The 12,079-nt window shown below is 70.4% G+C and carries 10 protein-coding genes; 5 read left to right on the top strand and 5 right to left on the bottom strand.

The window, feature by feature from the left end; translation table 11 throughout:
- Positions 1-511: DEAD/DEAH box helicase (locus ACFWF3_RS08335; protein ID WP_379313032.1), on the bottom strand; the 511-nt coding region annotated here is incomplete at its 3' end.
- A gap of 206 nt (positions 512-717) precedes the next feature.
- Here ACFWF3_RS08335 and ACFWF3_RS08330 point away from each other — a divergent pair.
- Positions 718-1,881 carry a YihY/virulence factor BrkB family protein gene (locus tag ACFWF3_RS08330; RefSeq protein ID WP_379313031.1) on the top strand — a complete coding sequence of 388 codons (1,164 nt, stop codon included), beginning with the start codon at positions 718-720 and terminating at the stop codon, positions 1,879-1,881.
- On the opposite strand, the gene ACFWF3_RS08325 is transcribed toward ACFWF3_RS08330, so the two are convergent.
- Positions 1,851-2,090 carry a DUF3039 domain-containing protein gene (locus tag ACFWF3_RS08325; protein ID WP_056815556.1) on the bottom strand — a complete coding sequence of 80 codons (240 nt, stop codon included), beginning with the start codon at positions 2,088-2,090 and terminating at the stop codon, positions 1,851-1,853. The genes ACFWF3_RS08330 and ACFWF3_RS08325 overlap by 31 nt on opposite strands.
- Before the next feature lie 83 nt (positions 2,091-2,173).
- Between ACFWF3_RS08325 and ACFWF3_RS08320 the strand changes: the two genes are divergently transcribed.
- On the top strand, positions 2,174-2,590 hold the full coding sequence (locus ACFWF3_RS08320; protein WP_378988616.1) for a DUF3099 domain-containing protein: 417 nt from the start codon (positions 2,174-2,176) through the stop codon (positions 2,588-2,590).
- A gap of 14 nt (positions 2,591-2,604) precedes the next feature.
- Here the strand turns inward: ACFWF3_RS08320 and ACFWF3_RS08315 are convergent, their stop codons facing one another.
- Complete coding sequence (locus ACFWF3_RS08315) at positions 2,605-3,936, bottom strand: MFS transporter (RefSeq protein WP_379313030.1); 1,332 nt, start codon at positions 3,934-3,936, stop codon at positions 2,605-2,607.
- Positions 3,937-4,209: 273 nt separating this feature from the next.
- On the opposite strand from ACFWF3_RS08315, the gene ACFWF3_RS08310 reads away from it, so the two are divergent.
- From ACFWF3_RS08310 to ACFWF3_RS08300, 3 genes are all read left to right on the top strand, one after another.
- The gene (locus tag ACFWF3_RS08310) at positions 4,210-4,947 is read left to right on the top strand and encodes a VOC family protein (RefSeq protein WP_379313029.1); all 738 of its coding nucleotides are present in this window, start codon (positions 4,210-4,212) and stop codon (positions 4,945-4,947) included.
- Positions 4,948-5,150: 203 nt separating this feature from the next.
- Complete coding sequence (locus ACFWF3_RS08305; protein ID WP_378988612.1) at positions 5,151-6,650, top strand: methyltransferase; 1,500 nt, start codon at positions 5,151-5,153, stop codon at positions 6,648-6,650.
- 169 nt (positions 6,651-6,819) lie between these two features.
- Positions 6,820-7,788 (top strand): sigma-70 family RNA polymerase sigma factor, encoded by a 969-nt coding sequence (locus ACFWF3_RS08300; protein ID WP_378626663.1) that lies wholly within the window; start codon positions 6,820-6,822, stop codon positions 7,786-7,788.
- 123 nt (positions 7,789-7,911) lie between these two features.
- Here the strand turns inward: ACFWF3_RS08300 and ACFWF3_RS08295 are convergent, their stop codons facing one another.
- Both ACFWF3_RS08295 and ACFWF3_RS08290 read right to left on the bottom strand, forming a co-directional pair.
- Positions 7,912-11,106 (bottom strand): GNAT family N-acetyltransferase, encoded by a 3,195-nt coding sequence (locus tag ACFWF3_RS08295; RefSeq protein WP_379313028.1) that lies wholly within the window; start codon positions 11,104-11,106, stop codon positions 7,912-7,914.
- Positions 11,099-12,079: acetoin utilization protein AcuC (locus tag ACFWF3_RS08290; protein ID WP_379313027.1), on the bottom strand; the 981-nt coding region annotated here is incomplete at its 5' end. The genes ACFWF3_RS08290 and ACFWF3_RS08295, both read right to left, overlap by 8 nt.

Below are 12,079 nucleotides of genomic sequence, written 5' to 3'. Positions count from 1 at the left end.
GGATCTTCGAATCGTCACTGCGGAACGGGGTTCCGGTCAGCGCCAGTCGGCGCGTCGCGTCGCCGAACGCCTCCTCGGTCGCCTCGCCCCAGGTCTTGGCGTCGCCCGCGTGGTGGATCTCGTCGAGGATCACCAGCGTGCGACGGTTCTCGGTGCGCACCCGGTGTCGTGTCGGGTGGGCGGCGACCTGGGCATAGGTCACCACGACGCCGTGATAGTCGCCGGAGGTCGCGCCGGTGGAGTTGGAGAACCGCGAGTCCAGCTGGATCCCGGTGCGCGCGGCCGCGGCGGACCACTGGTGCTTGAGGTGCTCGGTCGGCGCGACGACGGTGATCTGATCCACCGTACGATCGGCCAGCAACTCCGCGGCAACACGCAGCGCGAAGGTGGTCTTACCGGCGCGGGGCGTCGCGACCGCGAGGAAGTCACGCGGCTTGGTGGCCAGGTACTTCGTCAACGCGCGCCGCTGCCAGGCGCGCAACGAACCCGACGGGGCACCTCCCGCGGCAATCTCGCCCGGTGTCCCCGCTTGCTTCGCCGTAGCGGCGCCACCCGACCCAGTCACGCAGTCGACCCTAGCCGCCCGATGCGGCGTGTCGCCAAACCGACGCGGGGTGGGCGACAGGCATCACAACCGCGCCCGTGGTCACCGGCCATTTACCTGTTACCCGCCGACACGATGCCCGGCCCGCACCACACAGACCCCCAACGTGCGGGATGCTTGACACCGAGATGAACAACGACCAGGTCCCGGCTGCCGACGCGGCGCACCCGCCGCAGGCGCTCCCGCCCCGCGACTCGCCCGCGCGCCCTGCGGTCGGCGCGCGGGCCGCTCCGCAACGTCGCAGCGATCACGCGCCGTGGGTGCGATGGCTCGCTACGGCATGGCGACTGGTGGTCCGGGTCGCGGTCAAGTGCTGGGACAACTCGATATTCGCCAAGTCCGCGGCGGCGGCGTTCTGGCAGACCCTGTCGCTGGCACCGCTGCTGCTCGGCCTCCTCGGCAGCCTCGGCTATGTGGGCGGATTGTTCGGGCCCGACACCGTGCAGATCGTGGAGAGCAAGATCATCGCGTTCAGCCGCGAGTTCTTCAGCCCGTCGGTGGTCTCGGACCTGATCGAACCGACCGTCGACGACGTGCTCGGCCGAGGGCGCGGCGCGCTGGTGTCGGTGGGTTTCGTGCTGTCGCTGTGGGCCGGCTCCTCGGCGATGGCCACCTTCGTCGACGCCATCGTGGAGGCGCACGGACAGCAGGACGCCCGTCATCCGATCTGGCAGCGGATCTTCGCGCTGCTGCTCTACGTGCAGTTCCTGGTGGCCGCGGTGCTCATCCTGCCGGTGATCGCACTGGGTCCCACCAGGATCGGGCGGGTGCTGCCCGAAGCGTGGCGGGAGCCGGGATTGCGGCTGATCGACACGTTCTACTACCCGATCGTCGGGCTGCTGCTGATCGTCGGGCTGACCACGCTCTACAAGCTGGCCCTGCACAAATCACTGCCGTGGCATCGGCTGTTCGGCGGCGCGCTGGTGGCCGGGGTCTTCTTCATGGCGGCCAGCGACCTGCTGCGCCGGTACCTGTCGTGGATCACCGCCACCGGGGTGAGCTACGGCGCGCTGGCCACCCCGATCGCGTTCCTGCTGTTCACGTACTTCCTCGGCTTCGCGGTGATCCTGGGCGCGGAGTTCAACGCCGCCGTTCAGGAGTTCTGGCCTGCCCGGGCCACCCGGATCGAGCAGGTCAAGGAATGGATCACCAGCCAGGTGCGGGGTGACGACGACGATGACGATGAGCACGACGAAACCGCCGGGGCCTGCTCCGAGGCACCGGCGTCACCGACCGAGCCCTCGGCTCAGTCGCCGTCCTTGCGCAAGCCCTCGTAGACCTTCTTGCAGTCCGGGCACACGGGCGAGCCGGGCTTGGCCGAACGCGTCACCGGGAAAACCTCGCCACACAGGGCGACGACCATCGTGCCCATCACGGCACTTTCGGCGATCCGGTCCTTCTTCACGTAATGGAAGAATTTGGGGGTGTCGTCGCTGGTCGTCTCGTCGGTCGTGGTTTCCGGGCGTACCAGAGTGTCTGTACTCACGCCTTCCATGATGCCGCATCCCGGCCCCGGGCCGCTGACCAGCCGCGTGTGCGCTCGATGACGCCGAGTGGAAGACTCGGGGTATGCAGTCCTACGGCGATGTCCCAGGCGCCGACGAACCGAAGCCGGACCCGGAAGTGACGATCCCCCCCGAGCCCAAGTCCTCGCGTGGGTTCTTCCGGCCCGCCCCCGCCGAACACGCCGTGCTGATCACCGAGGCCGCGCCCTCGCTCGACGACCAGCATCGCGCCAGGGTGCGCCGCTACACGTTCATCATGGCCTTCCGGATCCCCTGCCTGATCCTGGCCGCGATCGCCTACAGCGCGTTCGAGAACCCGCTGCTCTCGATCCTGATCATCGCCGCCTCGGTGCCGCTGCCGTGGATCGCGGTGCTGATCGCCAACGACCGCCCGCCGCGGACCAAGGACGAACCCAGCCGCTGGGACGGCCGCACGAACCAGATCGCGCTGGAATCCGGACAGCACAAGACCCTGGAATAGCGGCTGCGGTTCGGCTACACGGCCGTTGCCGGTCTGCGGACCAGCATCGACATGACCGCGGCGATCCCGCAGAGCCCACCCGCCACGTACCAGGCGAGGTCGTAGGAGCCCTGGATGTCGCGGATGAAGCCCGCGCCGGTGGCGGCCACGGCGGCGCCGACCTGGTGGGCGGCGAAGACCCAGCCGAACGCGATCGGGCCGTCCGCGCCGAAGAGTTCGCGGCACAGCAGCACGGTCGGCGGGACGGTCGCGATCCAGTCCAGGCCGTAGAACACGATGAACACCCACATGCTCGGCTCGGTGTGCGGCCCGAGCAGCGACGGCAGGATCAGTAGCGAGAGCCCGCGCAGCGAGTAGTAGCCGAGCAGCAGGTAGCGCGGATCCACGCGGTCCGAGAGCCAGCCCGAGGCGATGGTGCCTGCCACATCGAAGATCCCGACCAGGGCGAGCAGTCCGGCCGCGGTGGTCGGCGGCATGCCGTGGTCGTGGGCCGCGGTGACGAAATGGGTGCCGACCAGGCCGTTCGTCGAGGCCCCACAGATCGCGAAACCGCCCGCCAGCAGCCAGAATCCGGGTCGGCGCGCGGCCGAGGCGAGTACCTTCAACGCCCGGTTGGCACCGCCCACGATCGGGACTCGCGCGCCCGCGTCCGAATCGGTCGGCGCCCCGTACGCGCGGACACCGACGTCGCTGGGATAGTCGCGCACGAACAGCCAGACCAGCGGCACCACCGACAGCGCCACTGCCGCCACGATCAACGACGGCAGCCGCCAGCCGTGCTCGGTGGCCAGCATCGACACCAGCGGCAGGAACACCAGCTGACCGGTGGCGCCCGCCGCGGTGAGCACTCCGGTGACCAGGCCACGACTCCGGACGAACCAACGGCCGGTGATGGTCGCGACGAACGGCATGGACATCGACCCGACGCCGACACCCACCAGCAATCCCCAGGTCGCCACCAGCTGCCACGCCTGGGTCATGAACACCGTCAGCCCGCTGCCCGCGGCGATCAGCACCAGCGCCGAACACACCACCTTGCGGATGCCGAATCGGTCCATCAGCGCGGCGGCGAACGGCGAGATCAGGCCGTAGAGCAGCATGTTCAGCGAGATGGCGGTGGAGATCGTGGCGTGTGACCACCCGAATTCGGTGTGCAGCGGCTCGATGAGGACGCTGGGGACCGAGCGGAAGGCGGCCGCGCCGAGCAGGGCGACGAAGCCGACGCCCGCCACGATCCACGCGGGATGGAGTCGACGACGTTCGTCGGTGACCGATGCCGGTGCGGAAGTGAGGTTGTCGGCCGGGTCGTCGCCGGTGGGCGGCGCGGGCGCACGTAAATCGGTCACTCGGCCAGCGTGCCGGATCGACGGCGGGCGAGCGAGTGGCCGGTGTGACATGTTTCGTCAATATCCTGCCATCGACGGGGTCGGTCGGGCGCGCGCGAGCGAAACGCGGCACGAAGGCCGTGACAGCGGAGCCCCGCAGGCTGAACCGACAAGGCTGTCGACAGCGGAGCGCGGGCCGCCTACCGTTCGGACAGGACCATCCGAGCTGCCCGACAGGACAACCGAATCCGGCCGACGGCTTCCGAGGTGCCCTCATAGCGGAAGGGAGACAGCATGATTCGCTGGACCTGGGCCTTTCTCGACCGACCCGTCGATACTTTCGCCGACTGCGCACGATTCTGGGCGAAGGTCACCGACTCCACCGTCTCGCCACCGCGCGGCGAACACGATGAGTTCATCACCCTGCTGCCCGCCACCGGGCCCGCGTGGATCAAGATGCAAGCCGTCCACGACGACGGCGGCATCCACCTGGATCTCGACGTCGACGATCTCCCCGCGGCGATCGCGACCGCGACCGGGCTCGGCGCCCACGTGATCGCCGAGGTGGATGACTACACCGTGCTGGAATCGCCTGCCGGACAGACGTTCTGTCTCATTCCGTCTACCGAGCCGGCCGGTCTCGGTCCGGCGCCGATCACGGTGTCGACCGCGCCCGACGGCACAGTGACCCGCCTCGACCAGATCTGCCTCGACCTGTCCCCCACCGACATCGACGCCGATACCGCCTTCTGGCAGACACTCACCGACTGGACCCACAAGCCCGGCCGCCGCCCGGAATTCTCGCGCCTGCGCGGCCCCGACCAGCCACTGCACTTTCTGCTCCAGCGCCTGGATGAACCCGGCCCCACCGGCGCGCACGCCGACCTGGCCTCATCGAACATCACCGCCACCGCGGCCTGGCACGAATCCCTCGGCGCCACCCGGGTCACCGACACCGAACACTGGATCGTCCTGCGTGACCCCGGAAATGCCTTGTACTGCGTGACATCCCGGGACCCGTACACCGGCTGAACCACCGCAGACAGCGACCTGCCGCGAGCACAGCCGATGTGCCACTGCGACCCAGCGGCTTTCCATCCAGTCCGCGAGAGGAACTAGCTACCGCGGTATTCGGGCGAGTCCGGGGTCTGCGCACGCGACGACACGCAGTGGCAGCTGGTCGTTCTCGGTGCTCGTGGCCCTGGCAGAGTGGTCGGGTGCCTACGAACCCGACGATGACCGACTCCCCGCTCACCGCGCTGTGCCCGGACCTGCGCACCGCGCTGATCCGGGTCGGCTACGACGCCGACACCCTCGTCGAGGCGTTGGGTCCCGATGTGCATGCGGCACTGAGCCGTTCGGAGCCGGTGCCGGTGCGGCGGGCGGCGCGGGCGGCGGGCGACCTCGGCACGCTGGTGCGGTTGCTGCTGCTCGGAGACGTCCTGCCGGAGCGCGACGTCGCGACCGCACTGGCGCCGGTGCGCATCGACGCGGCGGTGGCGGCGGGTCTGCTCACGCGCGACGGTGACCAGGTGCGGGCCGCGCTGGATCTGCGGCCGCTCGATGCCGGCGCGGGTACCCGGTGGATCCTGTCCGATCTCGACGATTCGATGCGGCGGCGCACGCTCACCGAGGATCACGTCCTCGGCGTCGGGCACGCGTCACTGTCGTTGCTGCGCGCCACCCCCACCGAACCCGTCGGCACCGTGCTGGATCTGGGCACCGGCTGCGGTGTGCAGGCCGTGCACGCGGCGGGTTACGCGGGTCGGGTCACCGCCACCGATGTCAACGCACGGGCCCTGTGGCTGGCGCAGGCCACGGCCGCGCTCAACGAACTCGATATCGAACTGCTCGAGGGGTCCTGGTTCGAGCCGGTGGCGGGGCGACGCTTCGACCAGGTCGTGGCCAATCCGCCGTTCGTGGTCGGTCCGGCCCGCATCGAGCACACCTATCGCGACTCCGGGCTCGCCCTGGACGGGGCCAGCGAGCTGGTCATCGGGCAGGCGCCCGAGCTACTGGCCCCCGGCGGCACGGCGGCCATGCTCGCCGCCTGGGTGCACGTGGACGGCGAGGACTGGCGCCGGCGCGTGTCGAGCTGGTTGCCCGCGCACGGCGTCGACGCGTGGGTCGTGCAGCGCGACGTCGCCGATCCTGCCCTCTACGTCGGTACCTGGTTGCGCGACGCGGGCCTGGACCCGCGCGACCCGGCCGCCCAGGAACAGGCGGCGCGCTGGCTCGACGCCTTCGAGGCCGCCGATGTCGAAGGTGTCGGGTTCGGATTCGTCTACCTGCGCGCGATCGACGGCCCCACCGAACTCCTCGCCGAGGACCTCACCCATGGTTTCGACGACCCGCTCGGCACCGAGGTGGCCGGGTACTTCGCGCGGTCGGCGTGGTTGCGCGCGGTGGCCTCCGACGAAAACCTCGCGTGGGCATCCCGTTTCGCGCCGAGCCCGGCGACCGCGCTGGAGCGGGTGTATCTGCCCGGCGAGTTCGGCTGGACCGAGCAGGTGGCCCGGCTTCATCGCGGCGACGGACCACGCTGGCAGCACGAGGTCGACGAGTCGACGGTCGCGCTGGTCGCGGGAATGCGGCCCGACGGGCTGCCGTTGTACGAACTGATCGAACTACTCGCCCTCGCCGACGGAGCAGAGCAGGTCACGCCGGAATTCGCCGCCCAGGCCCTCGGTGTGGTCGCCGGACTCGTCCGTCACGGACTGGTGCGGCCCGTCTGAGCCGCCCCGCGGTGGCAGCGAGTTCCGACCAGGACCCTCTTCTCAGGAACTTCTCAGCCGTTGGGGTGGGAACCAGCAGCTCAGAGCGGTTTATCGACCGCGGGATCGGGAACTTTCTCTAAGTCGGGTCCGTTGATCGGAGTGAGACACCACCGACAGGAGGCAAGTCATGACAAGCCCCGCCACCACTCGTTTGCGCCCCAGCGAGGCCGATATCGACGCCCAGAGCCCCGCAGCCGATCTGGTACGCGTGTACCTCAACGGAATCGGACGCACGGCACTGCTCACGGCGGCCGACGAGGTCGAATTGGCCAAGCGCATCGAGGCGGGCCTGTATGCCCAGAACCTGCTGTCAACCAGTAAGCGGTTGACGGCGGCTCGCAAGCGTGACCTGGCGATTCTGGTTCGCGAGGGCTCTGCCGCCCGCTCGCACCTGCTCGAGGCCAACCTGCGTCTGGTCGTATCCCTGGCCAAGCGCTACACGGGCCGCGGCATGCCGCTGCTGGACCTGATCCAGGAGGGCAACCTCGGACTGATCCGCGCGATGGAGAAGTTCGATTACGCCAAGGGCTTCAAGTTCTCCACCTACGCCACCTGGTGGATCCGTCAGGCCATCACCCGCGGCATGGCCGATCAGAGCCGCACCATCCGGCTGCCCGTGCACCTGGTCGAACAGGTGAACAAGCTCGCCAGGATCAAGCGGGAACTGCATCAGCAGCTGGGCCGCGAGGCCACCGACGCCGAACTCGCCAACGAGTCGGGCATCCCGGTGGAGAAGATCGCCGATCTGCTCGACCACAGCCGCGACCCGGTGAGCCTGGACATGCCCGTCGGCAACGACGAGGAGGCTCCGCTCGGCGACTTCATCGAGGACTCCGAGGCCACCTCCGCCGAGAGCGCCGTCATCGCCGGCCTGCTGCACCACGACGTGCGCAGCGTCCTGGCCACCCTCGACGAGCGCGAACAGCAGGTCATCCGCCTGCGCTTCGGTCTCGACGACGGCCAGCCGCGCACCCTGGACCAGATCGGCAAGCTCTTCGGCCTGTCCCGCGAGCGGGTCCGCCAGATCGAGCGCGAGGTCATGTCCAAGCTGCGCAAGGGCGACCGCGCCGACCGCTTGCGCGCCTACGCCAGCTGATCCGAAAACTCGACGGCCCCGCGGGGTCGTCTGCCGAAACGCCGACCGGCGACCGCGCACCCCTCCCCTCCGGGTCGCGAGCCGGTCGGCGTTGTTCGTTCCACCGGACCGATCGGCCATCGTTCAGGCCAGCCGACGGGGGCCGGTGTCGAAGCGGCTCGGTTCCGGGCCGATGCGCGCTCGGGCATAGATGATCTCCGCCGAGGCCGAGGCGGCCAGGACGGGGTCGCAGGAGAGTTCGCGCATCTGGGGGATGTCGTCGAACAACGCCGAGATGCGTTGAGCCAGCGCGGCCAGCGCGGCTTTGTCCACCCCCACTCTGCCCGGCCCGTCCGAGAGCAATGGCGCCGCGCGTGGTGCATCGATGAGCGCGGTCGCTTCCTCCTCGGTCAGCGGTAGGGCGCGGTAGGCGCGGTCGCCGAGCAGGTCGATGATCATGCCGGACAGGCCGAATTGGATGACCGATCCGAACGAGGGGTCGTCGGTGACGCGCAGCACGCAGCCGACACCCTTGGTCGCCATCTTCTGCAGGTGCAGCAGCGGATCGCCACAGATCTCCACCAGGTCGGTGTATGCCTGCCGGACCGCCTCGGGTCCCCACAGATCCAGACGCACGCCGATCAGATCCGGTCGGCGCCGCCACAGCTCCCCCGTGGCCTTCGCCGCGACCGGATATCCGAGTTCCTCGGCCGCGGCGACCGCCTGTTCGGCATCACGCACAGCCCGGAACTCGACCACGTCGATGCCGTAGCACCCGAGTAGCCGCACCGCCTCCTCGTCGGTGAGCCACCGCCCGCCCGACTCGGCGAGCCAGCCCTCCACCAGCGCCGCCGCGGCCGCGGTGTCGATTCCTGGCGGGCGCACCACCGGCGAGATCGGCCGATCCCGCCAGCGCGCGTACCGATCCACCCTGGCCAGCGCTCGCGCGGCTCGCTCGGGATCCGGATAGGACGGGATGGACCCGCGGGCCGGCGCGCCCGCGGTGGTACGCACCGCCAACTGTCGCGGAATGCCCGATTCCGCGACGAACGTGGTGAGCACCGGCTTGCCCGGCGCCGCCGCGGCTGCCGCCCGCAAGGCGTCCCCGAAGCCTTCCATCGGCACCGGAACGGGCGGGGCGACCACGACGATCACCGCGTCGACCTCCTCGCTGCGCAGCGCAGCCAGGACCGCTTCCCGGAAGTCGGCCGGTGTCGCCTCCGGGCCGAGATCCACCGGCCCGTCCACGATCGCACTGTCCACGCTCCGTGCGGCCGGGCCGAGGTCGCCCTCGGTGTGGCTGGTCGGCCCGGCGCTGTCCGAGGTCCGGTGAGCAGGCCCGGCACTGCCCACGATCCGCTGGGACGACCCGGCGCTACCACTGGTCCGGTCGGCCGGCCCTACGCCACCTCTCGTCCGATCGGGCGTCCCGGCGTTGTCCCCGGGCCGGTCGGCCGGTCCGCTGCCCCCGCTTCGGTCGGGCGTCCCGGCGTTGTCCCGGGGCCGGTCGGCCGGTCCGCTGCCCCTGCTTCGGTCCGGCGCCCCGGCGCTGTCCCCTGGCCGGTCGGTCGTCCCGGCATCGGCCGGGCCCCGGCTTCCCCGCCGGGCGCCGCGCAATCCCCACGCCGTCCGCCCGGCACGATCCGCGCCTCGCTCGGCGCGCTCGTCCGGCCGAGCGCTGCGTAGGTCCGGCTCCGGCGGCCGCGCGGCCTGCGCACCGCGTTCGGTCGGCCGGGCTCCAGGACCTCGGTCGACCGCGGTGACGGGCCGGTGCACCCGCAGCCCTTCGCTGCGGGCGGCGTCGATGGCCAGCCAGTTCAGCGCGGCGCTGTTACCGACCACCGCGACCCGGGGGCCCTTCGGTAGCGGCTGACAGGCCAGCAGCGCGGCACAGTCGAACAGTTCGGAGATGGAGTCGACCTGGATGATCCCGGCCTGACCGAAGAGATCGCGGACCACGATGCGGTCCATGTCGGCGCCGGCCGCGAGGCGGCCGCTGCTCACCGCGACGATCGGTTTGCCGCGGGCCACCCGGCGTGCCAACCGGGAGAACTTGCGTGGGTTACCGAAGCTCTCCAGATACAGCAGGATCACTTCGGTGTCGGCGGCGGTGTCCCAGTACTGGAGCAGGTCGTTGCCCGAGACGTCGGCCCGGTTTCCCGCCGAGACGAACGTCGACAGACCGAGGTTGCGGGCCGCGGCCTCGCCGAGGATCGCCGCGCCGAGGGGGCCGGATTGGCAGAAGAAGCCGATTCGCCCGCGCTGGGGTAGCACCGGGGCCAAAGTCGCGTTGAGACCGACCGCGGGATCGGTGTTGGCGATGCCGAGCGCACTGGGTCCGACCACACGCATCCCATGCCCGCGCGCCGCGGCGACCAGGTCGTGTTCGGCGGCCAGCCCGGCTGCCCCGGTCTCGCCGAAGCCGGCGGTCAACACGACAAGGCCCTTGACCCCCTTGGCCATGCAATCGTCGAGGACCGCCCCGATCGCGGCGGGTGGCACCGCCACCACCGCCAGGTCCACCTCGTCGGGGATCTCGCTCACCGCGGCGTAGGCGCGCACGCCACGGACCGAGCGCCGGTGCAGGTTCACCGGGAACACGGGTCCGCTGAAACCGCCTGCCAGCAGATTCGCGAATACCGCGCCGCCGACCCGGGTCTGTTCCGGTGACGCGCCGATCACCGCGACCGAACCGGGTGCGAGCAGATTGCCGACACTGCGTGCTTCCGAGGCCGCCTCCCGCGAATCCCGCACGGTGCGCAGCGCTTCGGTAGGGTCGATGGCGAATTCGAGGTGTACCTCGGAACCGTCACGACTGCGCTGCAGTTGGTAGCCGGCCTCACGGAAGACCGTGATCATGGCCTCGTTCTCGGCCAGCACCTCGGCGACGAAGGCGATCACCTCGTTCTCGGCGGCGGCACCGGCGAGGTGTTCGAGCAACACCGAGCCGAGCCCACGCCCCTGGTGCTCGTCGGCGACCACGAACGCCACCTCGGCCGCGCGTGGGCCCGGCCGGGCGAGCAGTTCGTATCGGGCCACGCCGATGATCGCCGTGCCGAGCACCGCGACGAGACCGACCCGATCGCGGTAGTCGACGTGGGTGGTGCGGTACATGTCCTTCGGCGAGATCTGCGGGTACGGACCGAAATAGCGCAGATACCGGGTGCGATCGGACAGGGCGGTGTGAAAGGCCGCGAGCGCGTCGGCATCGGCGGGCACGATCGGGCGCACCCGGACCACGCCACCGTCGGCGGCGAGCACATCGCCGTACCAATGTTGGGGCGGGGCAGGCGGATTCGCGGGCGTGTCGGCGGTATCGGGTAGCAGTGGCTCAGTCACGAGGATCCTCCGGATCGAGCCCGAGCAGGCCGAAACTCGCCCGCCGGGTGGCCGTGATCGCGGTGTCGACCGCGCGCTGCGCGCGGATCTGGCCCGCGTCGCCGATCTCGGGTGTGCCGCCGGGACCGTCCCAGGCCCGATAGGCGGTGTCGCCGCCGTCACCCATGGTCGTCGGTGGTTGCACACGTGGCGCGGATGCCCGCACGTGGTCGATCCAGTCGGCGGGCACCGGCGTTTCGGGGGCGAGCGGCCGGTCCAGTGCCGCGGCGAGCAGGTGGGTCCAGGCGCGCGGCACCACCCGCACCACGCCGTATCCGCCACCGCCGATGGCCAGCCACCGCCCTTCGGCGTGTTCGTCGGCGAGGTCGCGCATCGCGAGGAAGGCCGCGCGCTGACCGTCGACGGTGAGCTCCAGATCGGCCAGCGGATCTTCGCGGTGGGTGTCGACACCGCACTGGCTGATGATGATCTGTGGCCGGAACGCGGCGACCGCACCGGGCACCACCGCGTGAAATCCCCTCAGCCACTGCGCGTCCCGGGTGCCCGGCAGGAGTGGCAGATTGATCGAGGTACCTTCGGCCGCCCCGACCCCGGTCTCTTCGGGCCAGCCGGTATTGGGCCACAACGTCGCCGGATGCTGGTGTATCGACACCGTGAGCACCCGCGGATCGGCGTAGAACGCGCGTTGCACACCGTCGCCGTGGTGGACGTCGACATCGAGGTAGGCGATGCGGTCGAAGCCGTGGTCGAGCAGCCACGAGATGGCGATCGCGGCATCGTTGTAGACGCAGAACCCCGCCGCCGAATCCGGCATGGCGTGGTGCATTCCACCGCCGATGCTCACAGCCCGCCGGGTACGGCCCGCCGCGATCTCCCTGGCGGCGGCGAGAGTGCCGCCGACGATCACCGACGCCGCCTCGTGCATCTTCGGGAACACCGGATTATCGGCGGTTCCGAGCCCGTAGAGGACATC

The organism is Nocardia sp. NPDC060220 (assembly GCF_042727815.1).
Lineage (GTDB): Bacteria > Actinomycetota > Actinomycetes > Mycobacteriales > Mycobacteriaceae > Nocardia.
This window is presented reverse-complemented; position numbering and strand designations above follow the sequence as displayed.

Coding starts and splice junctions, on each gene's coding strand:
- ACFWF3_RS08330 (WP_379313031.1), top strand. CDS start 718: ATGCTTGACACCGAGATGAACAACGACCAGGTCCCGGCTGCCGACGCG.
- ACFWF3_RS08320 (WP_378988616.1), top strand. CDS start 2,174: ATGCAGTCCTACGGCGATGTCCCAGGCGCCGACGAACCGAAGCCGGAC.
- ACFWF3_RS08310 (WP_379313029.1), top strand. CDS start 4,210: ATGATTCGCTGGACCTGGGCCTTTCTCGACCGACCCGTCGATACTTTC.
- ACFWF3_RS08305 (WP_378988612.1), top strand. CDS start 5,151: ATGACCGACTCCCCGCTCACCGCGCTGTGCCCGGACCTGCGCACCGCG.
- ACFWF3_RS08300 (WP_378626663.1), top strand. CDS start 6,820: ATGACAAGCCCCGCCACCACTCGTTTGCGCCCCAGCGAGGCCGATATC.